25 protein-coding genes, 1 tRNA gene, 1 other RNA gene, 1 pseudogene and 2 riboswitches are annotated in these 25,034 nt (G+C 41.8%); of the genes and pseudogenes, 23 read left to right on the plus strand and 5 right to left on the minus strand.

Annotated elements, in window-relative coordinates; translation table 11 throughout:
* Positions 1–106 precede the first annotated feature (106 nt).
* The 21 genes from hpaE (at position 107) to ACFQ0V_RS08160 (ending at position 20,094) form a co-directional block, all read left to right on the plus strand.
* Positions 107–1,603, plus strand: coding sequence for a 5-carboxymethyl-2-hydroxymuconate semialdehyde dehydrogenase (gene hpaE / locus ACFQ0V_RS08060; protein WP_381012080.1), 1,497 nt, complete (start codon positions 107–109; stop codon positions 1,601–1,603).
* A gap of 126 nt (positions 1,604–1,729) precedes the next feature.
* Positions 1,730–1,801, plus strand: a tRNA-Arg gene (locus ACFQ0V_RS08065).
* A gap of 247 nt (positions 1,802–2,048) precedes the next feature.
* Positions 2,049–2,153, plus strand: a riboswitch (SAM riboswitch).
* Positions 2,154–2,315: 162 nt separating this feature from the next.
* Complete coding sequence (locus tag ACFQ0V_RS08070; protein WP_381012083.1) at positions 2,316–2,969, plus strand: carboxymuconolactone decarboxylase family protein; 654 nt, start codon at positions 2,316–2,318, stop codon at positions 2,967–2,969.
* A riboswitch (SAM riboswitch) is annotated at positions 2,970–3,069 on the plus strand.
* A gap of 43 nt (positions 3,070–3,112) precedes the next feature.
* A complete protein-coding gene (locus ACFQ0V_RS08075; protein ID WP_194562700.1) occupies positions 3,113–4,510 on the plus strand; it encodes an LLM class flavin-dependent oxidoreductase in 1,398 nt (465 codons plus the stop codon).
* A 12-nt stretch (positions 4,511–4,522) separates the two neighbouring features.
* Complete coding sequence (locus ACFQ0V_RS08080; RefSeq protein ID WP_381012086.1) at positions 4,523–5,644, plus strand: acyl-CoA dehydrogenase family protein; 1,122 nt, start codon at positions 4,523–4,525, stop codon at positions 5,642–5,644.
* 157 nt (positions 5,645–5,801) lie between these two features.
* Positions 5,802–6,344 carry an HdeD family acid-resistance protein gene (locus tag ACFQ0V_RS08085; RefSeq protein ID WP_381012089.1) on the plus strand — a complete coding sequence of 181 codons (543 nt, stop codon included), beginning with the start codon at positions 5,802–5,804 and terminating at the stop codon, positions 6,342–6,344.
* Between the two features lie 16 nt (positions 6,345–6,360).
* Positions 6,361–6,939 carry a LemA family protein gene (locus tag ACFQ0V_RS08090; protein ID WP_381012091.1) on the plus strand — a complete coding sequence of 193 codons (579 nt, stop codon included), beginning with the start codon at positions 6,361–6,363 and terminating at the stop codon, positions 6,937–6,939.
* A complete protein-coding gene (locus ACFQ0V_RS08095) occupies positions 6,939–7,739 on the plus strand; it encodes a TPM domain-containing protein (RefSeq protein WP_381012094.1) in 801 nt (266 codons plus the stop codon). The genes ACFQ0V_RS08090 and ACFQ0V_RS08095 overlap by 1 nt, the downstream gene beginning before the upstream one ends.
* Positions 7,733–7,972, plus strand: coding sequence for a glutaredoxin family protein (locus tag ACFQ0V_RS08100; protein WP_381012096.1), 240 nt, complete (start codon positions 7,733–7,735; stop codon positions 7,970–7,972). Before ACFQ0V_RS08095 ends, ACFQ0V_RS08100 begins: the two co-directional genes overlap by 7 nt.
* Before the next feature lie 202 nt (positions 7,973–8,174).
* The gene (locus tag ACFQ0V_RS08105) at positions 8,175–9,209 is read left to right on the plus strand and encodes a sugar-binding transcriptional regulator (protein WP_381012098.1); all 1,035 of its coding nucleotides are present in this window, start codon (positions 8,175–8,177) and stop codon (positions 9,207–9,209) included.
* A 32-nt stretch (positions 9,210–9,241) separates the two neighbouring features.
* Positions 9,242–10,249 (plus strand): type I glyceraldehyde-3-phosphate dehydrogenase, encoded by a 1,008-nt coding sequence (gene gap / locus ACFQ0V_RS08110; RefSeq protein WP_381012101.1) that lies wholly within the window; start codon positions 9,242–9,244, stop codon positions 10,247–10,249.
* A gap of 124 nt (positions 10,250–10,373) precedes the next feature.
* Positions 10,374–11,561 carry a phosphoglycerate kinase gene (locus ACFQ0V_RS08115; protein ID WP_381012103.1) on the plus strand — a complete coding sequence of 396 codons (1,188 nt, stop codon included), beginning with the start codon at positions 10,374–10,376 and terminating at the stop codon, positions 11,559–11,561.
* 14 nt (positions 11,562–11,575) lie between these two features.
* Positions 11,576–12,334: a triose-phosphate isomerase gene (gene tpiA, locus ACFQ0V_RS08120; RefSeq protein ID WP_381012106.1), complete on the plus strand. Its 759-nt coding sequence runs from the start codon at positions 11,576–11,578 to the stop codon at positions 12,332–12,334.
* Entirely contained in the window at positions 12,334–13,872 is a 1,539-nt protein-coding gene (gene gpmI / locus ACFQ0V_RS08125) for a 2,3-bisphosphoglycerate-independent phosphoglycerate mutase (protein WP_381012108.1), read from the plus strand. Before tpiA ends, gpmI begins: the two co-directional genes overlap by 1 nt.
* Positions 13,872–15,167: a phosphopyruvate hydratase gene (gene eno / locus ACFQ0V_RS08130; protein WP_381012110.1), complete on the plus strand. Its 1,296-nt coding sequence runs from the start codon at positions 13,872–13,874 to the stop codon at positions 15,165–15,167. The genes gpmI and eno overlap by 1 nt, the downstream gene beginning before the upstream one ends.
* Positions 15,168–15,301: 134 nt before the next feature.
* A complete protein-coding gene (secG, locus tag ACFQ0V_RS08135; protein WP_194562688.1) occupies positions 15,302–15,529 on the plus strand; it encodes a preprotein translocase subunit SecG in 228 nt (75 codons plus the stop codon).
* Positions 15,530–15,638: 109 nt separating this feature from the next.
* The gene (locus ACFQ0V_RS08140) at positions 15,639–16,388 is read left to right on the plus strand and encodes an alpha/beta hydrolase (protein WP_381012112.1); all 750 of its coding nucleotides are present in this window, start codon (positions 15,639–15,641) and stop codon (positions 16,386–16,388) included.
* Positions 16,389–16,405: 17 nt separating this feature from the next.
* A complete protein-coding gene (gene rnr, locus ACFQ0V_RS08145; protein ID WP_381012114.1) occupies positions 16,406–18,730 on the plus strand; it encodes a ribonuclease R in 2,325 nt (774 codons plus the stop codon).
* A 16-nt stretch (positions 18,731–18,746) separates the two neighbouring features.
* Positions 18,747–19,214, plus strand: a complete 468-nt coding sequence (gene smpB / locus ACFQ0V_RS08150) for an SsrA-binding protein SmpB (protein ID WP_194562685.1) — start codon at positions 18,747–18,749, stop codon at positions 19,212–19,214.
* Between the two features lie 91 nt (positions 19,215–19,305).
* Positions 19,306–19,669, plus strand: a transfer-messenger RNA (tmRNA) gene (gene ssrA, locus ACFQ0V_RS08155).
* 260 nt (positions 19,670–19,929) lie between these two features.
* On the plus strand, positions 19,930–20,094 hold the full coding sequence (locus tag ACFQ0V_RS08160) for a hypothetical protein (protein ID WP_381012161.1): 165 nt from the start codon (positions 19,930–19,932) through the stop codon (positions 20,092–20,094).
* 187 nt (positions 20,095–20,281) lie between these two features.
* Here the strand turns inward: ACFQ0V_RS08160 and ACFQ0V_RS08165 are convergent, their stop codons facing one another.
* Positions 20,282–21,814 (minus strand): M56 family metallopeptidase, encoded by a 1,533-nt coding sequence (locus ACFQ0V_RS08165; RefSeq protein WP_381012118.1) that lies wholly within the window; start codon positions 21,812–21,814, stop codon positions 20,282–20,284.
* 1 nt (position 21,815) lies between these two features.
* On the minus strand, positions 21,816–22,184 hold the full coding sequence (locus ACFQ0V_RS08170; protein WP_381012120.1) for a BlaI/MecI/CopY family transcriptional regulator: 369 nt from the start codon (positions 22,182–22,184) through the stop codon (positions 21,816–21,818).
* Positions 22,185–22,718: 534 nt separating this feature from the next.
* On the opposite strand from ACFQ0V_RS08170, the gene ACFQ0V_RS08175 reads away from it, so the two are divergent.
* A complete protein-coding gene (locus tag ACFQ0V_RS08175) occupies positions 22,719–22,964 on the plus strand; it encodes a transposase (protein WP_381012123.1) in 246 nt (81 codons plus the stop codon).
* 24 nt (positions 22,965–22,988) lie between these two features.
* On the opposite strand, the gene ACFQ0V_RS08180 is transcribed toward ACFQ0V_RS08175, so the two are convergent.
* A complete protein-coding gene (locus ACFQ0V_RS08180; RefSeq protein ID WP_381012126.1) occupies positions 22,989–23,477 on the minus strand; it encodes a hypothetical protein in 489 nt (162 codons plus the stop codon).
* 544 nt (positions 23,478–24,021) lie between these two features.
* Between ACFQ0V_RS08180 and ACFQ0V_RS08185 the strand changes: the two are divergent.
* Positions 24,022–24,422, plus strand: a pseudogene (locus ACFQ0V_RS08185) (IS3 family transposase); the annotation flags it as partial.
* A 106-nt stretch (positions 24,423–24,528) separates the two neighbouring features.
* Here the strand turns inward: ACFQ0V_RS08185 and ACFQ0V_RS08190 are convergent.
* Positions 24,529–24,729 (minus strand): helix-turn-helix transcriptional regulator, encoded by a 201-nt coding sequence (locus ACFQ0V_RS08190; RefSeq protein WP_381012128.1) that lies wholly within the window; start codon positions 24,727–24,729, stop codon positions 24,529–24,531.
* A gap of 21 nt (positions 24,730–24,750) precedes the next feature.
* Positions 24,751–25,029 carry a DUF6773 family protein gene (locus tag ACFQ0V_RS08195; RefSeq protein WP_381012130.1) on the minus strand — a complete coding sequence of 93 codons (279 nt, stop codon included), beginning with the start codon at positions 25,027–25,029 and terminating at the stop codon, positions 24,751–24,753.
* Positions 25,030–25,034 lie beyond the last annotated feature (5 nt).

The following is a 25,034-nucleotide window of genomic DNA, read 5'->3' on the forward strand; positions in this document are numbered from 1 at the left end:
AATTTGATAGATTACAGATAATTCAGATTATAGTGCTGCGTTGAATTATTTTAATGCGACGCTAGTGATAAAATATACTTAAATTTTAAATTGAAAGGGTGGTTTCATGTCTAAAGAAGCATTGAAACACGAAAAACAAGAAGATATTCAACTTTATATCAACGGGGAATTCGTTGATAGCGTAAGCGGTAAAACATTCGAAAACTTCAACCCATTCACGAACGAACAAGTGAACGTTGTAGCAGAAGGGGATAAAGCAGATATCGAAAAGGCAGTAGCAGCAGCACGCGAAGCTTTCGATAACGGTCCTTGGAGAACGATGAAATTAAAAGAACGTATGAAATACATCTACAAAATCGCTGACTTGATCGACGAAGAAGTAGAGCGTATCGCATATTTAGAATCACTCGACACAGGTCTTCCAATTAGCCAGACGACAAACATGGTTGCACGTGCATCAGAAAACTTCCGTTTCTACGCACGTATGGTAGAAGCTCGTCTCGTAGGCGAAGCGTACCAAGTCGATGATGAGTTCATCAACTATACATTAAATACACCAGTCGGCGTAGCAGGTTTAATTACACCTTGGAACGCACCATTCATGTTAGAAACATGGAAAGTTGCGCCAGCACTTGCGACAGGTAACACAGTTGTTTTAAAACCAGCTGAGTTCTCACCACTTTCAGCGAACTTACTCGCAGAAGTAATCGATCGTTCAGGTATTCCAGCAGGTGTGTTCAACGTTGTTCACGGTTTCGGTGAAACAGCAGGTGACGCACTCGTTAAGCACCCTGATGTACAATTAATTTCATTCACAGGTGAAACGACGACAGGTTCAACAATTATTAAAAACAGTGCGGATACGTTAAAAGCAGTTTCAATGGAACTCGGTGGTAAATCACCAATTATCGTATTTGACGATGCGGACTTCGATCGTGCATTAGACGCATGTATTTGGGGAATCTTCTCGTTCAACGGTGAGCGTTGTACAGCGAACTCACGTCTCTTCTTACAAGAAGGCATTAAAGATCGCTTCATCGAAGCATTGAAAGAGCGTGTTCTTAACATTAACTTAGGTAACCCACTTGACTACAACACACAAGTCGGTCCATTAATTCATAAAGAGCACTACGATAAAGTAGTAAGCTACTTACAAATTGCAAAAGAAGAAGGCTGTGAAGTATTCACATCTGAAATCTCTGAAGAGAACAAAAAAGGTAACTTCGTTGCGCCAACATTATTGTTAAATGCGACGAACGATATGCGCGTAGCACAAGAAGAAATCTTCGGCCCAGTTATGGCTGTGATGACATTCAAAGACGAAGAAGAAGCAGTGCGTCTTGCGAATGATATCGCATACGGTTTAGCAGGTTACGTTTGGACGAACGACGGCAAGCGTGGACACCGTGTAGCACACGCTTTAGAAGCAGGTATGATTTGGGTGAACGCTCAAAACGTACGTGACTTACGTACTCCATTCGGCGGAAGTAAAGATTCAGGTATCGGCCGCGAAGGTGGACACTACGGATTCGGCTTCTACACAGAGCAGAAGATCGTACACGTTGCAATCGGCAACCACCGAATTCCACAGTTCGGTAAGTAAGTTTTATTCCTCCATAATCAAGTAAATTTAAATATTTGAACGAGTGAGTCGGACGGGACTCGCTCGTTCCTTTTTTTGAATGGGCATTGCGAAATACCTTTCATTTCGCTATAATAGTAAAAGTCTGTCCCTATAGTGTAATGGATAACACGCAAGATTCCGGTTCTTGAAATCCGGGTTCGACTCCTGGTAGGGGCGTAATCAATAACGACAAGAAATCTAAAATGAGCATCCGTCATTTTAGATTTTTTTAGTTTGAAGTACTTTATCTATCTAAGAGAAGATCAAGCTCAAAATATAGTCCGTTGTTTCTCCTATCGCTAGCGAGTTGGAACCCTGTGAAAATACTCTCGAAACGAAATATTCAGAAAAGTTAATAAAAAGTGTTGACTTTCAAAAAAGCATCTTGTATAGTTATATTTAAGCTTTTCAACTACATAGTTTTTCCTTATCCAGAGCAGGGGAGGAATCTGGTCCTACGATCCTGCGGCAACCAGTACGAGAGTACAATGGTGCCAATTCCAGCAAGCATATGCTTGAAAGATGAGGAAGAGAACGAACGATGAATTCAGTCATTCTAACCTCTTCCTACTGGGAGAGGTTTTTCTTTATTTAAAAGAGAGACGGAAATCATCGTTTTCACTTTCTTCTAAACATAGTAAACCTATAGGAATTAACTAATATAAGAAAAGCAAAAAAGGAGAGAGTAAATATGACAACATTATACGCAAAAGAAGGCATTCAACAATTAGGACAATTAGCGAAATTAGCACAACAACCGAATAAAGCATTCGGTGCATGGAACCAAGCAGTATTCCAAGAAGGTGCATTATCGACGAAATTAAAAGAAATCATTGCAGTAGCGAGTGCGACGACGACAGGATGCGCATACTGCATCGATATCCATACAGGCGCAGCGAAAAAAGCAGGTGCAACGAAAGAAGAATTAGCGGAGGCAATCTTAGTTGCGAGCGCATTGAAAGCGGGAAGTGCATTTGCGCATGCGGCGAACGCATTCCGTTCATACGATGGAGAAGAAGGAGACACATTGTATAAAAAAGAATACTTCAGCAAAACGAATGAATTTGGCAAACTCGCACCAGATGCATTGAAAACATTCGTCGCGTTTTCGAACGAAGCGGTAGCGGAAGGTGTCCTTTCTGTAAAAGAAAAAGAATTGATTGCGGTAGCGATCGCACACATTACAGCTTGTGCTTATTGCATCGATATTCATACGAACGGGGCGAAAAAAGCAGGCGTGACGAAAGAAGAATTAGCGGAAGCGATTTTCGTAGCGAGCGCTTTAAATGCAGGGAGTGCATACGCTCACAGCATTAACGCATTAAATACTTACGACGCAAAATAAACCTTATGAAGAACGAAGGGAAGGAACGGGCCTGATGAACTTCTCGCAACCGGCATTCGCACGGTGCGCCATCCCGCAAGCATCGCTTGATAGATAAGGGAGAGTGACTTTCATTCTCCACCTACAATGAGGAGGAAGAAAACATGACTAAAAAACAAATTCATTTAAACGGTTTCGCACAACATACGGTATCACCACACGCAATTGGACTTTGGAAACATCCGGATCACCAAGGAAGTACACACGCTTCGACAGATTACTGGGTAAAGCTTGCGCAAACATTGGAAAAAGGAAAGTTTGACGCATTGTTTTTAGCGGATGTGACAGGCGTGTACGACGTCTACGAAGGAAGCAACCGCGCAGCGCTCGAACAAGCGGTACAGTTCCCAGCACACGATCCATTTTTAATCATTTCGGCAATGGCTCATGCGACGGAACGACTCGGGTTTGCGTTGACAGGTTCAGCGACATACATTCCACCGTATAAATTAGCTCGCCAATATTCGACACTCGACCATTTAACGAATGGCCGCATCGGATGGAATATCGTCACATCTTATTTAGAAAGTGAAGCGATCAACTTAGGTTTAGACGGCATGATTCCACATGATGAGCGTTACGACCGTGCAGAAGAATATTTAGATGTCGTGTACAAATTGTGGGAGAAAAGTTGGGAAGAAGGCGCACTCTTAAACGATCCAGAAGCGAATAAATATATCGATTCAACGAAAGTACACCCGATCAATCACGAAGGAAAATACTTTAAAGTACCAGGTGTCCATTTAGTAGAACCTTCTTTACAACGCACACCGGTATTATTCCAAGCAGGAGCGTCTGACCGAGGAACGTCATTTGCGGCAAAACATGCGGAAGGCATTTTCACGAATACGCAAAATCAAAAAAATGCGACAGCCGAATTGCGTGAATTTATCCGTCAATTAGAACCGAAACTTCAAAAATACGGCCGCACACGTCAAGATGTGAAAATTATACCAGCTGTCGTAACAGTCGTTGGAGGAACGGAAGAAGAGGCGCAGAAAAAATTCCAAGAACTTCGCAGTTATGTCGATTACGACGGGGCAGCAGCTCTTTTATCCGGTCACTCAGGCATCGACTTCTCAAAATTCGATCCCGATAGCTACGTTGAAAATATTGAAACGAATGCGATTCAAAGTCGCTTAAACAACTATACGTCGACCGATCCGAATCATAAATGGACGATTCGAGAAGCGATTCAATATCACGGTTTCTCATTAGGTTCAGAAGTGATTGTCGGTACACCGGAACAAATCGCCGCTCGTTTAGAAGAGATTTCAGTAGAAGGCGATGCGGACGGCTTTAACATTCGTCAAACGGTGAATCCGTCTACTTTAGAAGATTTTGTCGAAACGGTCGTGCCAGAATTGCAGAAGCGTGGCATTTATCGTACAGATTACGAAGGGGAAACATTGCGTGAACATTACTACGGTAAAGGGCAACAACGTTTACAAAACAATCACTACGGCCATAGCGTGCAATTAGAAAAAGAAGCACTCGTGTAAGGAGGAAGCGACATGACGACAACGACAGTAACGTTACAAGAAGAACTACTTCAATTTGTCCCAATATTTCGTGAACGAGCAAAAAAAGATACTGTGTTCGGTCAATTTCCGAAAGAAAACATTCAAAACTTGATCGATGCTGGTTATACGAAGTCTCCTCTATGTACTACAGATGGAGGGCAAGGCTTAACAGCAAGTGAACTCGTTCATTACCAGCAAATTGTCGCTTCAGGAGATGGCCCGACAGCGGTCGCAATCGGTTGGCATGTGAGCACATTGTATGCGATTTTACGTGATACAACATGGCCAGAAAAGACGAAGCGATATGTAATCGAAGAAGTGAAAAAAGGAGCGCTCCTCAACTACGTCTTATCGGAAAGAGGAGCGGGTAGTCCGACCCGCAATGCTGGTCCACAAACGACAGCGAAAAAAGTAGAAGGGGGCTATCTCATTAACGGTCATAAATCGTTCGCAACATTAGCACCAGCTCTTGATCTCTTTATTATTAGTGCGAACTGTGAAGGTGAAGAAGCGCTCTTCGTCGTACCGAATTCTGAAAGCATCACAATCGATACATCTGCTTGGGATAGTGTAGCGATGAGAGGAACGGCGAGTAGCGATGTATATTTAAAAGATGTTTTCGTAGAAGATCATCATTTCATTAAATATGTCAATATCGCACATGCGGTGCGCAATTCACCAGCGAGTTTATTACATATTCCCGCATGTTATATCGGTATTGCGCAAGCAGCGAGAGATGAAGCGTTCGCCTTCGCTCGCGCGTACGTTCCGAGAGGACGAGAAACAGCGATCATCGATGCGGCACATATTCAACAGAAGCTCGGTGAAATCGAATGGCGTTTAGCGACAGCGACGAGCCATCTCGCATACGGCGCGCTACTATTTGACGAAGAACGCTCTTTTGAAGAAGTGAGACGTATTTTATCAAGTGCGAAAATTACAGCGACACATTATGCGATTGAAGTCGTCGATCTCGCGATGCGCATCGTCGGGGCGAGCGGATTATCTGAAAAAAGTATTTTATATCGCTATTATTTACATGTGCGCGCAGGACTGCACAATCCGCCGTCAGATGATGAAATTTATACGTATTTAACAGAAACAGCACCGTAAAGAAGAGGTAATCATTTTCTATTTTAGAGGATGATTACCTTTTTTATGTAAAAAGTGATAAACTATATTGGTATATCGAAAAGGAAAAGACGTTTCTTTTCTATTCAAAGTGGGAATAGATTAGGTAGTCTTACAGATGAATGGAAGGAAGAGATGTATGCGAAAATTTTATTCAATTTCCATCTTTTTAATTAGTTTAGCGCTCGTCGCGTTCGGGGTGTGGATCGTCTTCAATCCGACGGTATCATTGCGTGTCTTTACATTATCGATCGGGATTCTTTTACTCATTCACGGAGTAGTCGAAATGATTTCTTTCGTCGAACAACGAAAAATATGGAACATTTCCTTTATCTTTCTCGTAAATGGATTGTTGTCATTCGTCGTCGGTGGAATTACATTGTTCGTTCCTGATTTAGCGGAGCAAACATTCGTGTACATTTTTGCAATTTGGTTACTTTTATCATCGCTCATCCAAATGTACGCGGCATTCTCTTTGCGCGATGTGAGAGGATGGGGTTGGTTACTTGCGGTAGGCGTCATCATTTTCGTCTTTGCGATTGCCTCCTTATTATCAAAAATGACAGTTGCCTTCGTTGTCAGCTTGTCATTTGGTTTGTATTTTATCGTGCAGGGTATTGGATTATTTGTCATTTGGTTATTACTACGTCGCGTAACGCGTCGTACAATTTATCGAGATTAGAAAGGTCGTGGAATGTATGAAAAAGTGGTTAGGTCCTTTAATCGGGATCCTCGTCGTGTTAGGGATAGGTGCGGTTTTATTAATCTCTCCTTACAACAACCTCGTCACATTATCAGAATCTGTCGATAAACATAAAAGTGAAATCGACAACAAATTACAACGCCGTATGGATTTAATTCCGAACTTAGTCGAAACGGTGAAAGGTTATGCATCACATGAAACAGAAGTGATGACGAATATTGCGGACGCTCGTTCTAAAATGGCCGGCGCATCGACAACGGCAGAACAGTTAGAAGCGAACGATGAATTATCGAGCGCGCTTTCTCGCTTACTCGTCGTCGTTGAAAATTATCCAGAATTAAAAAGTGATACACATTTTACGCAGTTAATGGATGAACTCGCAGGAACAGAAAATCGCATTAGTGTGGAACGTGGTAAATATAACGAAGCAGTCCAAGTGTACAACAATAAAGTGCAGCGTTTCCCTTCTAACATTGCGGCGAAAATTTTCGGATTCGAAAAACGTCCGTACTTCGAAGCGCAAAAAGGAGCGGAACAAGCACCGACAGTCGATTTTGGAAACGGAGCTAAGTAATGATGAGACGGTGGTTCGTCATCGTCACACTGCTTACGATTTTCTTTCAAGTTCAACCTGTTCAAGCATTAAATCATCAACAGTACGCTGTGCAAGATCGTAGCGGTGTACTTTCTGCCGAGACGAAACAACAAGTAACAGATTACGCTTTTGCGCTCCAACAAAAAACGGGCGCAGAATTTGCGGTCATCATTCAACCGAATACGGGCGATGATCTCGTCGTCGATTATGCGCATAATACATTTCAACAAATGGGCCTCGGTCAAAAAGGAGAGGACAACGGTGTTCTTTTCGTCATGACGACGGAGGAAAATCCGAACACAGGCGAAGCGAAGCAGTTGCGCTTTGAAATCGGTTACGGATTGGAAGGCGCCTTACCGGATGGAAAGGTCGGGCGCATGTTGGATGAAATTGCAATTCCTTATTTACAACAAGGGGACATTGACGCCGCGATTTTGCAATTGTATAAAGCGGTATACAATGAAATTATGATTGAATACGGATTAGATGGAGAGCAAGTGCTCGTCGACACATTGAATGGTGAGTACGATAGCGAGTCTTCAGACGAAGGCATTTCCATTTGGGTCATCATCGCCATCATCATTATCGTGTTACTCCTTTCCTCCGGTGGCAACAAAGGTGGAAAAGGACCGAGAGGACGTAGCGGAGGCGGAGGCCCGCCGATTTTCTTCCCGACAGGTTTCGGTGGAGGATCAGGAGGTAGCTCAGGCGGCGGTGGCTTCGGTGGATTTGGTGGCGGCGGTTCAAGCGGTGGAGGAGGTGCAGGTCGTTCATGGTAAAATTAACATTATATATTAATGACAATTGCGAGCTTTGTGATGAAGCGATCCAATCGATTGAACTCGTTCGTCAAGATGTCGATTTGTTACTCGATGTCGTGTCGATTGCGAAAGACGATGAACTTCAACGAAAATATATGTTGGAAGTTCCCGTCTTACTCATCGACGGAGAACAAAAGTTTCAAGGGCAAATTACGTACGGAGAACTGCTTGAAACATTGTTAGATGAATAAAAATGAGCGACGGACTGTATAAGTTCGTCGTTTTTTGTTTGATAAAATAGACAATATTTCATAAAAGTAGACGTGAAATGATTGCAACTTTAGAAGCAATCACCTATAATAAAAATTGTTAGGCATATTTTTTTAACCTAAGTGGGACGAAAAATGTTCGCAGGGACAAATTTCAACCTCTTGAGTAGGAGGGGATGAAAACATGGAAAGATTAGAAGCCCAATGGATGATGGTTCCCGAGATGAAGGCATTGCTTGAAAGTCGCTATACGATATTGCGACATGTACAAGCGAGCGGCCCGGTCGGCAGACGAAAGTTAGCTGAAATTGTCGGATTGCCAGAACGAGAAGTGCGTGCAGCAGTCGACTTTTTACGCGACACGAATTTAATTCGGGTCGAAAAAGAAGGCGCGACGATTACAACATTAGGATTTGATCTCTTAACGTCACTCGAAACGATGATGAACGATTACATCGGTCGAACGACGATCGCAAGACGAATTGCCGAGCATTACGGCATTCGTGAAGTGCGAATTGTGGACGGAGATAGCGATCATTCCGAAAGTACGAAGCTTCTCATCGGCGAACAGGCAGCTCATGCTCTCGAACAACTTGCCACATCCGAGCGACAAATTGTCGCGGTAACGGGTGGGACGAGCGTCGCTTCCGTACCACAGTTTTTATCCGGTCATTCACTCGTGCAAAACTATTTATTTATCGCAGCGCGAGGCGGAATGGGAGATGCCATACCACTTCAAGCGAATTCCATCGTTTCGACTTTCGCAAAAAAGGGAAATGCTTCATATCGAGTATTTTTCTATCCAGATGAATTGAGCGAACGAGCGCACGAAGTGTTACAAAATGAAAAAGAAGCAAAAGAGATGATGGCACTCTACGAACAAACAGACATCGTCATTCATGGAATTGGCGTCGCGGAGAAATTAGTGAAGTGGCGTAACAGTTCTGAAGAAGTAAAAGAGAAAATTAAACAACAAGAGGCAAAAAGTGAAGCATTCGGTTATTATTTCGATGCGAACGGAGATGTTGTCCATCGCATTCGCACAGTAGGAATACAATTAGAACATTTACGAGAAGTACCACATATTTTCGCATTAGCAGGTGGGAAAAAGAAAGCTGAAGCGATACTTTCTTATTTAAACATTGCACCGTCTCAAACAGTACTCATTACAGATGAAGGCGCTGCAAATGAAATGATTAAACAGATTCAATTTAAATAAATGATAAACAACTTACATGGAGGGATTTTATTATGACAGTAAAATTAGCAATTAACGGATTTGGACGTATCGGACGATTAGTATTACGTGAAGTAGTAGAGCGTGACGACATCGAAGTAGTAGCGGTGAACGACTTAACAGACGCAAATATGCTTGCACACCTTTTAAAATACGATTCAGTTCACGGTACATTCCAAGGTGAAGTTGAAGCGAAAGACGGCGCATTCCTCGTGAATGGCAAAGAAATTAAAGTATTCGCTGAAAAAGATCCAGCAAACTTACCATGGAAAGATCTCGGCGTAGACGTCGTTGTTGAATCAACAGGTGTCTTCCGCGATGCAGAAGGACTTCAAAAACATATTACAGCAGGTGCAAAACGCGTCATCCTTTCAGCACCAGCAAAAGGCGATGTTGCGACATTCGTTATGGGTGTTAACCATACAGATTACAACCCAGAAACAGACGTTGTCGTATCGAACGCATCATGTACGACAAACTGTTTAGCACCAGTAGCGAAAGTATTGAATGATGAATATTCAATCGAACGTGGTTTAATGACGACGATTCACGCATACACAAACGACCAACGTATTCTCGACTTACCACACTCAGACTACCGTCGTGCGCGTGCAGCAGCAGTATCAATGATTCCAACGACAACAGGAGCGGCAGCAGCGGTATCGAAAGTTATTCCTGAATTAAAAGGAAAATTAGACGGTATGGCAGTGCGTGTACCAACATCAAACGTTTCAATGGTTGACCTCGTTGTCGAATTAAAAGAAAAAGTAACAGAAGAACAAGTGAATGCATTATTAAAAGAAGCAGCAGAAGGCCCATTAAAAGGCATTTTAGCTTACAGCGACTTACCACTCGTTTCAGTGGACTACAACGGTGCGAAAGTATCTTCAACAGTTGACGGTTTATCAACGAAAGTATTAAACGACAACATGGTGAAAATTATCGCATGGTACGACAATGAAACAGGTTATGCTACACGTTGTGTCGATTTAGCACTTTACATGCAAGAACGTGGATTATAAACCGATAATCAATAGCCAATCACGGATGAACCTACTATAATAAGAAGTGGGTAAGGGGGAAAGCGGACTTATCCGTTTTCTCCCTTTTTGTATATTCAAAAGAAGATGAAGGAGTGTAGTTTTCATGAAGTCAAAAATGACGATGAAAGATATCGATGTTCGAGGGAAGCGCGTTTTCGTTCGTGTCGATTTTAACGTACCGATGAAGGATGGCATCATTACGGATGATACACGAATCCAAGCAGCATTACCGACGATTCAATATTTAGTAGGCGAAGGCGCAAAAGTGATTTTAGCGAGCCATTTAGGTCGTCCAGGTGGAGAAGTGAAAGAAGAATTACGTCTCGCACCGATCGCAAAACATTTGGCGACATTGCTTGATCAAGAAGTGGAAGCACTTCCAGAATCAATCGGTGAAACGGTTGAAGCGAAAGTAGCTGAAATGAAAGACGGAGACGTCATCTTATTAGAAAACGTTCGTTTCCACGCAGGTGAGCAAAAGAACGACGAAACATTGAGCAAAGCATTCGCAAACTTAGCGGACGTCTATGTGAACGACGCGTTCGGCGCAGCACACCGTGCACACTCGTCAACAGCAGGCATCGCATCATTCGTCGATGTGAGCGTATCAGGCTTATTGCTTGAAAAAGAAATCGAAGTGCTAGGCGCAGCGCTCGAAACACCGAAGCGTCCATTCACAGCGATCATTGGTGGAGCGAAAGTAAAAGATAAAATCGGTGTCATCGATTACTTACTCGACAAAGTCGATCACTTATTAATCGGTGGTGGCTTATCGTATACGTTCTCGAAAGCACAAGGACATGATGTTGGAAACTCACTCGTCGAAGAAGATAAAATTGACCTCGCAAAAAGTTTTATCGAAAAAGCAGAGCAAAAAGGCGTCAGCATGCACTTGCCGACAGACGCTGTCATCGCGGATGAATTTAGCGCGGATGCGAACGTTCAACAAGTTGCAATCGACAGCATTCCAGCAGGTTGGATGGGATTAGATATCGGACCAGAAACGGCGAAACATTATGCTGAAATTATCGAGAAATCACAACTCATCATTTGGAACGGACCGATGGGTGTCTTCGAAATGAAACCGTTCGAAAACGGTACAAAAACTGTAGCTGAAGCGATGGCGACAACAGCTGGTTACACAGTGATCGGTGGAGGAGACTCAGCAGCAGCAGTTGAGCAATTCGACTTAGCGGATAAAATGGACCATATTTCTACAGGCGGTGGCGCTTCATTAGAGTTAATGGAGGGTAAAGTATTACCAGGCATCGCAGCATTAAGCGAAAAATAAGAGGAGGCATTCCATTGCGTAAAAAAATTATTGCAGGAAACTGGAAAATGTATAAAACAATCGAAGAAGCGATTCATTTCTTCGAAGAAATTCGTGGCAACATTTACGAAAGTGACAAAGTAGAGGCGTTAATTTGCCCACCGACATTATACGTCGCACCGTTGCTTGCGGGAACGTTAGACATCCCGGTAAAAATCGGTGCCCAAACGATGCATTACGAAAACGAGGGAGCATTTACAGGTGAAGTGAGCCCAGCGATGCTCAAAAGTATCCAAGTTCCTTACGTCATCATCGGCCACTCAGAACGTCGTGAATATTATAACGAAACAGACGAAACGGTAAATAAAAAAGTTCAAGCGGCATTCGATCACGGCATTACACCGATCGTCTGCGTAGGAGAATCACTCGAAACGCGTGAAGCGAACGAGACGGAAAACTTCGTAAACGACCAAGTGGCAAAAGCATTCGAAAACATCACAGCAGACCAAGCGAAAGAAGCGGTTATCGCGTATGAGCCAGTATGGGCGATCGGAACAGGTAAGACAGCGACAGCGGACGATGCGAACGCAGTATGTGGCGCAATTCGTAGCAAAATGGCTGAACTTTATAGCGAAGACGTCGCACAAGCAGTACGCATTCAGTACGGCGGCAGCGTAAAGCCAGGCAATATCGAAGAATTGCTTGAAAAAGAACATATTGATGGAGCACTCGTCGGCGGAGCTAGTTTAGATCCAGTGTCATTTTTACAGCTAGTTGAAGCGGGGGCGAAGTAATGACAAAACCAGTAGCACTCATTATTTTAGACGGATTCGGACTTCGTGACGTAACAGAAGGAAATGCGGTTGCACAAGCGAACAAACCGAATTATGATAAATATTGGAACAACTATCCACATACGACTTTGGAAGCATCAGGCGAAGCAGTCGGATTACCAGATGGACAAATGGGGAACTCAGAAGTCGGTCATACGAATATCGGAGCGGGACGCGTCGTTTATCAAAACTTAACACGTATTTTCCGTTCGATTGCAGGCGGCGAGTTTTTCGAATTAGAACCTTTAAAACGCGCGATGCAACATGCGAAAGAAAAAAATAGCGCACTTCATTTGCTCGGTCTTTTATCAGACGGTGGTGTGCACAGCCATTACGAGCATTTATTCGCTCTCTTACAAATGGCGAAAAATGAAGGGTTAACGAAAGTGTACGTACACGGATTTTTAGACGGCCGCGACGTCGCACCGAAATCTGCTTTAACGTATATCGAGGAAACAGAACGTAAAATGAACGAATACGGAGTTGGCGAATTCGCCACAATTTCGGGTCGTTATTACGCGATGGACCGCGACAAACGTTGGGAGCGTACACAAGCAAGCTATGATGCGATGGTGTACGGCAAAGGTGCGGAATATCCTTCTGCAGAAGCGGGCGTGCTCGCTTCGTACGAACAAGACATCGTCGATGAATTCGTCGTTCCGTTCGTCATTGAACGAGACGGCAAACCTGTCGCGACGATCGAAGAAGACGATGCACTCATCTTCTTCAACTTCCGTCCAGACCGCGCGATTCAATTATCACGTGCTTTCACGGAAAAAGGTTTTGACGGATTCGACACAGGAGCGAAAAACTTCGACAATATGCCATACATTACGTTTACGCATTATAGCGACGAAGTGCGTGGCGAAGTCGTCTTCAAAAAAGAAAACTTAGTGAATACATTCGGTGAAGTAGTGGCGGATGCTGGCTTACGTCAGTTACGCATCGCAGAAACGGAAAAGTATCCACACGTCACATTTTTCTTCAGCGGTGGGAAGGAAGACGAATATGCAGGAGAAAAGCGTATTTTAATTCATTCACCGAAAGTGGCGACGTATGACTTACAGCCAGAAATGAGCGCTTATGAAGTGACGGACGCACTCGTCGATGAAATCGAAAACGATCGTCAAGACGTCATCATTTTAAACTATGCGAACCCAGATATGGTCGGTCATAGCGGTATGTTAGAGCCGACGATTCAAGCGATTGAAGCAGTCGATGAATGTCTCGGACGTGTCGTTGACGCAATCATTGCGAAAGGTGGCGTCGCACTCATTACGGCGGACCACGGAAACGCGGATGAAGTCATTACAGAAGCAGGCAAGCCGATGACGGCCCACACGACGAACCCAGTTCCACTCATCGTAACAAAAGAAGGTGCCGAATTGCGTGAAGGTGGTATTTTAGCCGATTTAGCGCCAACCATGTTACACTTATTACAGTTAGAAAAACCTGCCGAAATGACAGGTCAATCAATTATCGAGGGAGAGAATAACTAATGCCAATCATTACACATATCCAAGGAAGAGAAGTTATCGATTCACGAGGCAACCCAACAGTAGAGGTTGAAGTATTTACAGAGAGCGGTGCATTCGGCCGTGCGATGGTTCCATCAGGAGCATCAACTGGTGAATACGAAGCGGTAGAATTACGTGACGGAGACAAAGACCGTTACCTCGGTAAAGGTGTTTTACAAGCAGTTGAAAACGTCAACACATTTATCGCAGAAGAACTCATCTTAAACTACTCAGTACTTGATCAAGTTGTAATTGACGAAGCTTTAATCGCTTTAGATGGTACGCCAAACAAAGGCAAACTCGGTGCGAACGCTATTTTAGGTGTATCGATGGCTGTTGCACACGCGGCTGCAGACTACTTAGACTTACCACTTTATCAATATTTAGGTGGAGTGAATGCGAAACAACTTCCAGTACCGATGATGAACATTTTAAACGGTGGAGAGCATGCGGATAACAACGTAGACATTCAAGAGTTTATGGTTATGCCAGTAGGTGCGAAAAACTTCCGTGAAGCGATGCGTATGGGTGCTGAAATTTTCCACTCATTAAAAGCAGTACTTCATGACAAAGGTTTGAACACAGCAGTAGGTGACGAAGGTGGCTTCGCTCCAAACTTAAAATCAAACGAAGAAGCACTTCAAACAATCATCGAAGCGATCGAAAAAGCAGGCTACAAACCAGGCGACGACATCCGTCTCGCAATGGACGCAGCATCTTCAGAGTTCTACAATAAAGAAGACGGCAAGTACCACTTAGTGGGCGAAGGTGTCGTATACACTTCTGAAGAAATGGTAAACTGGTACGCTGAAATGTGCGACAAATATCCAATCATCTCAATTGAAGACGGCTTAGACGAAAACGACTGGGCAGGTCACAAATTGTTAACAGAGAAGCTCGGCGACAAAGTACAACTCGTAGGAGATGACTTATTCGTAACGAACACTGAAAAATTAGAGCGCGGTATTAAAGAAGGCATTTCAAACTCTATTTTAATTAAAGTGAACCAAATCGGTACATTAACAGAAACATTCGACGCGATTGAAATGGCGAAACGCGCTGGATACACAGCTGTTATTTCACACCGTTCTGGTGAAACAGAAGACGTAACAATCGCAGATATCGCGGTTGCGACGAACGCTGGACAAATTAAAACAGGTGCACCATCACGTACAGACCGTGTTGCGAAGTATAACCAACTTCTCCGCATCGAAGAACAACTCGATAAAACAGCACGTTACGAAGGATTAAACTCTTTCTATAACATTCAAAAATAAGAATGAACGCCCCCGTTACTCATATGAGAGTAGCGGGGTTTTTCGCTTGAACGAGAATCGAAAATGGTTGCTTCATCGTTTAGAGTTTGTTAAAATAAGGAGTGTTGTTAGTATTAATCAGGAGGTGGAAGAAAGTGCATTCTTTATTAGTGACTTTATTATTAATCGTGGCAATCGGCCTCATCGTTGTAGTTTTATTACAGTCTGGAAAAAGCGCAGGTTTGTCAGGAGCCATCTCTGGTGGTGCTGAACAACTATTCGGTAAACAAAAAGCACGTGGGTTAGACTTAGTCTTACAACGTGTCACAATTGTATTATCTGTCTTATTTTTCGTATTAACTTTAGCTGTGATGAAATTTTAATAAAATGATCCAAGCCGAGCCAATATCCGTTGGTTCGGCTTCTTTTTTAAAAAAAGTAGCGGGAACTGTTACACTAGATGTAAATGGATGAGAAGGAGAGTATGGGAATATGAAAATCGTTCAACCGAAGCCGTTTTTCTTTGAACACGGACCACGTGCGGTGTTATTGTTACATGGCTTTACAGGAACATCAGCAGACGTGCGCATGTTCGGGCGTTATTTGGAGAAAAAGGGGTATACCTCTCATGCCCCACATTATCGCGGACACGGTGTCCCCCCGGAAGAATTGATCCAAACGAACCCGGATCAATGGTGGGAAGATGTCGTCGAAGGGTATGAATTTTTGCGCTCGAAAGGGTATGAAGAAATTGCGGTAGCGGGATTATCGTTAGGAGGCGTCTTTTCATTGAAATTGAGCATAGAATATCCAGTGCTCGGCATCGCTCCGATGTGTGCGCCGATGTCGATGAAAACGACAGACCTCATGTATGAAGGAGTCCTGCAATATGCGGAACAATACAAAAAATACGAAGGGAAATCCGAAGAAGAAATCGAACGAGAAGTAGCAGCATTGCGCGAACAGACGATGGATTCCCTTCCTGAATTACAACAACTTGTAAAAGATACACGCGCTACATTGGATGAAGTGTACGCTCCGGCATTCGTCGTACAAGGACGACTCGACCGCGTCATCGATCCACAATCTGCGCAAGTTATTTACGATGATCTTTCGTCATCGGACAAAACATTAAAATGGTATGAGGAGTCAGGACATATTATTACATTAGACAAAGAGAAAGAACAATTGCATGAAGATTTATTTGCATTTTTAGAACAATTACCTTGGACAGTTTCATAATAGAAAGGAGGAGAACAATGGAAGAACAATTACAAGAGCGCTTACTCGACTTGATGCGTCACCCGAAGTATTCACCGAGTACAGTCGCACAAATCGAAGAACATTTACAACTCGATGGTGCAGAACAGTTTAAGCAGTTGGTGAAAACATTAGTTCAGTTAGAACAGAGAGGGGAGATTGTACGTTCCAGAGCGAATCGTTACGGCGTACCAGAGCGGATGAATCATTTGAAAGGCCGCTTTATCGGACACGCAAAAGGGTTCGGCTTCGTCGCGCCGATGGAAGAGAAGATGGATGACATATTCATTCCACCGAACGCAACGAATGGCGCACTAGATGGTGATACCGTTCTCGTACAAGTAGCTGAACATTCTCACGGAGATCGTCGAGAAGGGGAAGTGACGAAAATTGTCGAACGTCATAAACGTTCCGTCGTCGGAACATTTTACGGTTCGGAAGAGTATAGCTACGTCGTACCCGATGACAAAAAGATTCCGATCAACATTTTCATCGAAGCGGGCAAAACGCTCGGTGCGATGGAAGGACATAAAGTTGTCGTCGAAATGACGAGCTATCCGACTGAAATTTCAGGCGCAACTGGTTATGTGACGAAAGTGCTCGGTCATAAAAATGACCCAGGCGTCGATATTTTATCGATCGTTTACAAACATGGCATCCCGACAGAATTTCCAGAAGAAGTGATGGAACAAGCGAACGCTATTCCAGATCACGTCTTACCTGAACAGATGGAAGGACGCATGGACTGCAGACAAGACTTGACGATTACGATTGACGGAGCGGATGCGAAAGACTTAGATGACGCGATTTCGGTCGAACGAATGGAAGACGGCACGTTCATTTTAACGGTGCACATTTCAGACGTCAGTTATTATGTGACGGACGGTTCACCGATGCAGGAAGAAGCGTATGAACGTGGAACGAGTGTCTACTTAATCGACCGCGTCATCCCGATGTTGCCACACCGACTTTCGAACGGAATTTGTTCGTTAAATCCAGGCGTTGATCGCTTAACGATGTCATGTCGCATGCATATCGACGAATCAGGAAAAGTGCTCGACCACGAAATTTTCGAATCGGTCATTAACTCGAAAGAGCGTATGACGTACGATGATGTGTATCACATTATCGACCACCATGATGCGGAATTAATGGAGAAGTACGAACATGTCGTTCCGATGTTATTCGATATGGCGAAGCTTGCGAAAATTTTACGAACACAACGCTTCGGACGCGGGGCAATTGACTTCGACTTTAAAGAGTCGAAAGTGATCGTCGACGAAGAAGGATGGCCGACAGAAATCGAAATGATTGAGCGTACCGTATCAGAACGCTTAATCGAAGAGTTTATGCTAGCAGCGAACGAAACTGTCGCCGAACATTTCCACTGGATGCAGTTGCCGTTTTTATACCGAATTCACGAAAATCCGAAAGAAGAAAAATTACAACGTTTCTTTGAGTTTATTACCCATTTCGGTATTTCGGTGAAAGGGGTCGGCAATACGGTACATCCACGTGCCTTACAAGAAATTATCGACTCGATCGCAGGCTTACCAGAAGAAACCGTCATTTCTACGATGTTGCTTCGTTCGATGCAACAAGCGAAATACTCGGATCAAAGTCTCGGTCACTTCGGATTATCGACAGAGTTTTATACGCACTTCACGGCGCCAATTCGTCGATACCCAGACTTAATCGTCCACCGTCTCAGTCGCACGTACTTGTTAAAAGGCGAAACGGACAAAAAGACGACGGAATATTGGACGAAAGAATTGCCGGAAATTGCGACACATACGTCGAGCTGTGAACGACGTGCCGTTGATGCAGAACGCGACGTAGAAGCGTTGAAAAAAGCGCAATTTATGGTCGACAAAGTCGGCGAAAACTTCGAAGGTGTCATTTCAAGCGTGACGAATTTCGGTATTTTCATCGAATTGGACAATACAGTAGAAGGACTCGTCCACGTTCGCGATATGCGGGATGATTACTACAACTTCGACAGTCGCACGATGATGATGATTGGCGAACGTACCGCAAAACAGTACCGCATCGGAGATAAAGTCGCAATTAAAGTGACGAATGTCGTCCCAGAAGAAGGAACGATTGACTTCGCTTTATACAATCCGAATGAACCGGAACGTCAATTTACGAAAAACCGTAAACCACGCGTCATTCAAACGGAAAAGAAACCGCGTCAACGCGCGAAGAAAAAAGGCAATGCGCCGATTGAACGCACGGAGCGCAGCGGTCAAAAAAAAGAACGTAAATTTTACGAGACGATCGCTAAAAAATCAGCGAAAAAACGTCGTCGTAAACGAAAATAAATGAGAGGTGAGCCAGATGGCAAAAGGACAAGGGAAGGTCGTCGCCGTCAATCGTAAAGCGAATCATAACTTTGCGATTGAGGAGACGATCGAAGCAGGACTCGTTTTACAAGGAACAGAAATTAAATCGATTCGCGCAGGCAAAGTACAAATCGCCGATGCATTCGTACTTGTGCGAAACAACGAAGCGTGGGTATCGAATATGCACATTAGCCCGTATGAACAAGGGAATCGATACAATCACGATCCCGTCCGCGCACGTAAACTGTTGTTGCATCGTCATCAAATCGATAAACTGCAAGGCAGTGTCCAACAAGACGGTTACGCGATCGTTCCGTTGAAAGTATATTTGAAAAACGGCTTTGCGAAATTGTTAATCGGACTCGGAAAAGGGAAGAAATTGTACGACAAGCGTCACGACTTACGTAAAAAAGATGCACAACGTGAGATGGAACGTGCCTTCAAAGCAAAACAGCAATATTGATACTTGGCTGGAAATTTGTTATACTATTGGAGTACGTAGAGCTTTGCCTCTATTTCTGTATACGTGTAGAGTGGAACACTCTCCCAATTGCGGGGACGTTACGGATTCGACAGGGGTACTTGAGCTTGAGCTGCGCGTCGGAGGGATCGGCTCCGTCAGAAACGTCAAGCCAATAATAACTGGCAAACAAGAACAAAACTTAGCTTTCGCAGCGTAAGCTGACGAAACTGCCTTTACTGTCTATCGCCCATGTAGTACGGATAAAGGCTCAACTTTAGTGGGATACGTCTTTTCGCTTCCTTCTGTAGCGAGAGAAAGAGAATAATCAGAATAGCACGCGGGACGCCTTGATTGGTGGCATAACGACGTGTGAAATGTAAGTAATCAATCTACACGCGTAGACGCTTGGGTGGCAGGGCCTTTGGACGCGGGTTCGACTCCCGCCGTCTCCATACATCGTGATGGACGAAAGCATCGATTTCTGAAAAGAGATCGATGCTTTTTGTGTTTAGAAAATATTACAGAACCAACATGGTCTATAAATAACTACTATTTGCACGTTCCATAAAATCAGCATGACATAATTAGTGAACAAACATAATCAGCTTGGGGTCCCGTCACATACCTATCAAGCTAAGCACATCAATACCCCCAACATGAAAAAAAACGCTATTCTTTCTGTAACATCAATAGTTTACAAGAAAGGATGGCGTTTTTGATGAATCGAATTCTATCCAATGAATTGCATCTTTTCGCACAAGAATTACGCGATTGTTTATCTCCAGCAGTGCTACAAGAAATCGCCAAACATGTGGGCTTTGTCAAACGCAAAAGTAAATATCAAGCCAATGAACTCCTTTTGAAATTCTTTATTACTTAAACTATCGGCTAATATATCTTGTAGTTAAGTTAGTATAAATGATGTGGGACATACAAAAAAACATTCCCAAAGCGGGATTGTTTGGGAATGTTTAAAGGCTAAAATTTAGATTTTAAAATTCATCAAATGAATAACTGGAGTGACGCTAAGTCCATTAATCATATATAAAGACTCAGCATCACAATTTCTATGGTGTAGATTTCATATAACGTGGTGTAGTAGCTATAGGATACTGATTTAGGGCAGGTAAATAATTATTATTCGTTGCCAATCCGCTAAAACTAAAATAAAATGCCACACGTTCGTCTATGTTCTTCTGATCAATTGCTTGTATAAAGTCTGCCAATCTATTTTCTACATAATTTGGTGCGGTGAAATCTGCAAAGGATACCGATTTCAACTCATTAACAGGCAATAAATAAGATTCAATTAGGCTATTGAGCTCATCAAGTTCGATAGGTGCTAGTAATTCATAATCATAGTCAATATAGATGACTGTTGTAAATTTTTCTCCATATTCTTTGTGTACAATTTCAACCGGATAACGATATCTTGCTTCCGTTCCAATGACACCAGCTGAGAATCTGTTTTGGTAGCGTTCGTTATTAAGAGAAGGCTCTGCTGGTACAGTTTTTTCACCCTTCGTTGAATCAACAATCAAATAATCCGTAGTAAAGTTACCTCTAGACGCACCGTTTAAAATGGATTCTTTCATAAATGTTTCATCTAGATAGTTAATTGGCGTACTTGAAACAGCAAAGGCTGAGCTAATAGCAGTACCACCTGTTATTAATAAAATAATGATTATAAGTATGAAGATGCCCGATTTTTTCTTTCCACTGCTCATAATTGCGTGAATTCTTTTTTGTAAAAAATGTGAGTTGCCCGCAAAATTAGTAGAAAAAACACCGATTGGTTTTTTCGTCATTTCGGTATGAAGAATGGCTTGACTATATGTTTTTCTTAATGGGTCATCTGAATTTTTTATTACTTCATCATCACAAGCTAATTCACACAGTTGATCTAACTCTTTTGCGAAACGATAAAAGAGTGGGTTGAACCAATGAATTGCGCTTACGAATAGAATGAAAGCCTTAAACCATAGATCCTTTCGTTGTAAATGCACGAGCTCATGCTTCAAAATCATGTTTAACTCTTGCTTTTCATAGTCATTTATAGGAAGCCAAATCGTTTGCTTTATAAATCCTGTTAACATCGGTGAATGAATACAACTGGATTGTTTTAAGCTAATTTCCTTCGTAATTGTCATTTCCTCTTTCACTTGCTCTAGCAATTGAAGCGTATGAGGTTCAACAACCAATTGCCCCCATCTGTTTACTGTTTGCATAAAGCGATAGTGTTTAAATAGATGCACTGCTAAAAATAGGATGATTCCTCCAATCCAAAGCGACATCAAAACGTGCCAAATTGAAAGTGAGGACATTGTTTCAACAGTGGATGCCATAAGTGTTATCTCACTACTCTTTGCTGGAACCAGTTCCATCGAAGGCAGCTGCATAGGTTCAGATAGATGAACAATCTTTTTAGAAATTTTGAAGGTAAATGGCAATATAAATCCAATCAAAATAGCAAGCCAGCTATAATAAAGCCATTTCGCACTGTATCGCTTCAAAAGGAAAGGTGTAACTACTACATACAGTATGCCAATAAACGTCATGATGACGGATTTAAACAGTAAACCTACCATGATACTTTGCATATTAATCCCTCTTTTCTTCCACCCATTTCAGTAAAGATGCTAAATCCTCATCGGAAATATGATCTGATTTATAAAGTGTATTGACCAAATTCAAAACAGACTTTTTATGATAAAGCTCCATAAAATGCTCCGTTTCAAAACCTAGGTAAGCCTCTTTTTCGATCAATGGATAGTAAAATCTCTCTTTACCTTGTTTTTCACTGCGAAGAAACCCACGCTCCGTTAATCTTTTCATAAGCGTTACGACCGTTTGGATTTTCCAGCCTTTTTCCTGACCGATTTGCTCCATGATGATTCCAGTTGTAATAGGTGGATGGCTTTCCCAAACAATCTTCATCACTTCAAACTCTGTTTCAGGTAATCTTTTCATGTATATTCCCCCTTATCCATTTAAGTCAATTGTCTTAAATGTAAATATACAACTTCCTTAAATATTTTTCAATCTTTTCCCACTGATTAAAGTAAATTCAACTTGGTATTGATACACCAGCTATCCCTCCATTCATTTTTTCTGGAGTATAGAAGATAGCGGTCACAACGTGCAAAGCGCTGTTTTTTAAATTTATTTAGATTTTTTTACTTGAAGGTGGTATTAACAAGTAGAAGATTTATTGCGAACAATGTTAAACGAGGAAAAAAATCAGGCGAAATAATAAAACCATACTAAGTAATTTTAGCCGTACAGTTTTATGAAGTACTGTAATAGTGATTCTACAAAATTATAATTTTGTAATTCTGCACCAAATAAACAACACAATATAACCAAGCCGATAATCATAATCATGAAAATAAAAATCAAAGTGAATGTATAAATCATAAAAGAAAAATGGGAATCTGTTTAGCTGTAGCATTACAGATGTGAGGAATAGTTGTATATTGAAATACAATTTATTAAGAATTGAAGGTGAAAACAAAAGAAGCCCTTGAAAACGAGCACCTTTCAACACTTTATGCCAAACATAAAGCAGATATCGAAAGTGCGTTCGGTAATCTAAAGGTGACGCTCACACGATTCCTACCGCGTGGCTTATTAAAGACCCAAACAGAGTTTTGGGTTGATTCCATGGCTCATAATTTGAGGAAGTTGGCGGGCAAACGCCTCGCCAATTCTTCCAATACAGCAAAGGTCCTTGCTACCTTTTTCGCTTAATAATCAAAATTTCTAAATTTAAGATTAGTTATATGCGCCATTAGCATATATAAATAACGATATTGTACCCCCACCTGTTTTACCATTTGAACCAGTATAGGATACTGTAGAATTAACTTTTGCAAGACGAGTGTTGTTATCTATAATAGAAGTATTTGTTGCTTTCAAGTTAGAGCTAGTTGGTCTATAAAGTATCTCTGTTTTAGGTTTTGTAACTGCTACCACTTTTCCATCATATACAGCAGTTGCAGTTATTTTAACTGTGCCAAGTCTTGCATTATTATAAAGATCAGTCATTTCAACGCTCTTAGATGGATATACTAGACCTCGCGTTAATGTAGGAAGAACTCTAAATTGAATCCCGTCAATTATGTAAACTTGCTCAGAATTATCTGAAATATTAATTTCGAGAAGGAAGCCTTCGTCTTCTAATTCTTCATTTTGTGCAAAAGCAGCTACTGGTGTTAGGATACATAAAATCATTGTTAACATACTAATCAGCCATTTTTTCATTGTTAAATTCTCTCCTTTTTATTCTTTCTTGTATAACGGTTTGAAGCTTCCAGACTTTATCACTCCCTATCTTCTCCATCAGAATCCTGTCGTAATTGGAGGATTTATTTTCCCAAAACAATCTTCATAGCTTCAATCTCTGTTTCAGGTAACTTATTATTCACACCTCCCGTTTAAGTCAATTGTCTTAGTTTGTAAGATACAGCTATCTTAAATGATTGTCAATATAGATTTGTAATAATAAATAAAAAAAGAGTATATTAAACATTTTTAATAAAAAGTTACAGTAAAATAAAATCTCTTATAAACTAGATAAAATTAGATGTGAGGTCATTATGGTTGTAATTGTTGTTCAAGGTCCATGATGGGAGATTGAGTTTTGGGCCACGGCACTATTGATACTTGGAAAATTTATAAGTGAATAAAGATGGAGGATGCTAGTGAATTGGAAGCCCTTTTTAAAAAATTTAGTGATTAAATTTATTTTTTTATACAACTCAAATACAAATAACGTTCCCCAATGACACTTGAACTGCACCCCAATTTTAACGGTGAAATCATTACCTATACAATTGGATCTAGACCTACGTATTCATTAGTTTCGGAGATGTTAGAGAAGACTTTGGAGAGATTGCCAGAGGAACATCAGCTACTGATGCATTCCGATCAAGGCTGGTATTATCAAATGAAACAATATCGCCCTACTCTTAAATCAAGAGGCATTGTGCAAAGCATGTCTCGTAAAGGCAACTGTTACGATAACTCGGGGATGGAGAATTTCTTTGGCATTATGAAGTCAGAATTCCTCTACTTCAAGGAATTTGCGCGCATTTTAAAGAAGAACTAAAAAAATATATCAACTATTACAACACGAAACAGATCAAGGCAAAATTAAAAGGCATGAACCCGATACAATATCGAACACATGCCCAACTAGCTGCCTAAATTAACCGTGTCTAATTTTTGGGGGTCACTTCATGTTGGGAAACATTTGATTCTTAACCTACCAATTTCCAAAAGGTGGGCTGTAGCCTTGTTAAAAAAAGATTACCTAATCATTAAATTCCCAAAATAATTCATCGAATGTTTTATTCAGTGCTTTGCAAATAGATATACAAACAGATAGTGTTGCGTTGTATTTTCCTAATTCAATCAAACCAATCGTTTGCCTTGTGACCCCAACTTTTTCTGCTAAATCGCCTTGTGACATATCCAATGCGATTCGTGCTGTCTTCATTCGTACATTTTTCATTGCTTATCTTTTTCCAATTCTTCAAGTGTTTTTCCACTTACACGCTCGCTCTTTTCCTTTCGTATTCCTAACTTCTTCCGAAAAGATACCCAAATTTGTCGAACGTACTAGATAATAAATCGCCCCAGTAATTAAAATAATCATTTCTGTTCCAAGATTTTCAAATCCACCTTTTCCAAAAATGACTTTCAATACCATACTGCCACTACAAATCACTAGCACAAAAACATAAATTTCTCGATAAATTTTGTTTTGCAAATTTGTAATACGCTCATCCTGAATCATTTGACGCTTAAACATACCTC

Origin of the sequence: Savagea faecisuis, from assembly GCF_042675605.1 — a bacterium.
GTDB classification, from domain to species: Bacteria; Bacillota; Bacilli; order Bacillales_A; family Planococcaceae; genus Savagea; species Savagea faecisuis.

Coding starts and splice junctions, on each gene's coding strand:
- hpaE (WP_381012080.1), top strand. CDS start 107: ATGTCTAAAGAAGCATTGAAACACGAAAAACAAGAAGATATTCAACTT.
- ACFQ0V_RS08070 (WP_381012083.1), top strand. CDS start 2,316: ATGACAACATTATACGCAAAAGAAGGCATTCAACAATTAGGACAATTA.
- ACFQ0V_RS08075 (WP_194562700.1), top strand. CDS start 3,113: ATGACTAAAAAACAAATTCATTTAAACGGTTTCGCACAACATACGGTA.
- ACFQ0V_RS08080 (WP_381012086.1), top strand. CDS start 4,523: ATGACGACAACGACAGTAACGTTACAAGAAGAACTACTTCAATTTGTC.
- ACFQ0V_RS08085 (WP_381012089.1), top strand. CDS start 5,802: ATGCGAAAATTTTATTCAATTTCCATCTTTTTAATTAGTTTAGCGCTC.
- ACFQ0V_RS08090 (WP_381012091.1), top strand. CDS start 6,361: ATGAAAAAGTGGTTAGGTCCTTTAATCGGGATCCTCGTCGTGTTAGGG.
- ACFQ0V_RS08095 (WP_381012094.1), top strand. CDS start 6,939: ATGATGAGACGGTGGTTCGTCATCGTCACACTGCTTACGATTTTCTTT.
- ACFQ0V_RS08100 (WP_381012096.1), top strand. CDS start 7,733: ATGGTAAAATTAACATTATATATTAATGACAATTGCGAGCTTTGTGAT.
- ACFQ0V_RS08105 (WP_381012098.1), top strand. CDS start 8,175: ATGGAAAGATTAGAAGCCCAATGGATGATGGTTCCCGAGATGAAGGCA.
- gap (WP_381012101.1), top strand. CDS start 9,242: ATGACAGTAAAATTAGCAATTAACGGATTTGGACGTATCGGACGATTA.
- ACFQ0V_RS08115 (WP_381012103.1), top strand. CDS start 10,374: ATGAAGTCAAAAATGACGATGAAAGATATCGATGTTCGAGGGAAGCGC.
- gpmI (WP_381012108.1), top strand. CDS start 12,334: ATGACAAAACCAGTAGCACTCATTATTTTAGACGGATTCGGACTTCGT.
- eno (WP_381012110.1), top strand. CDS start 13,872: ATGCCAATCATTACACATATCCAAGGAAGAGAAGTTATCGATTCACGA.
- ACFQ0V_RS08140 (WP_381012112.1), top strand. CDS start 15,639: ATGAAAATCGTTCAACCGAAGCCGTTTTTCTTTGAACACGGACCACGT.
- rnr (WP_381012114.1), top strand. CDS start 16,406: ATGGAAGAACAATTACAAGAGCGCTTACTCGACTTGATGCGTCACCCG.
- smpB (WP_194562685.1), top strand. CDS start 18,747: ATGGCAAAAGGACAAGGGAAGGTCGTCGCCGTCAATCGTAAAGCGAAT.
- ACFQ0V_RS08165 (WP_381012118.1), bottom strand. CDS start 21,814: ATGCAAAGTATCATGGTAGGTTTACTGTTTAAATCCGTCATCATGACG.
- ACFQ0V_RS08170 (WP_381012120.1), bottom strand. CDS start 22,184: ATGAAAAGATTACCTGAAACAGAGTTTGAAGTGATGAAGATTGTTTGG.
- ACFQ0V_RS08180 (WP_381012126.1), bottom strand. CDS start 23,477: ATGAAAAAATGGCTGATTAGTATGTTAACAATGATTTTATGTATCCTA.
- ACFQ0V_RS08190 (WP_381012128.1), bottom strand. CDS start 24,729: ATGAAAAATGTACGAATGAAGACAGCACGAATCGCATTGGATATGTCA.
- ACFQ0V_RS08195 (WP_381012130.1), bottom strand. CDS start 25,029: ATGTTTAAGCGTCAAATGATTCAGGATGAGCGTATTACAAATTTGCAA.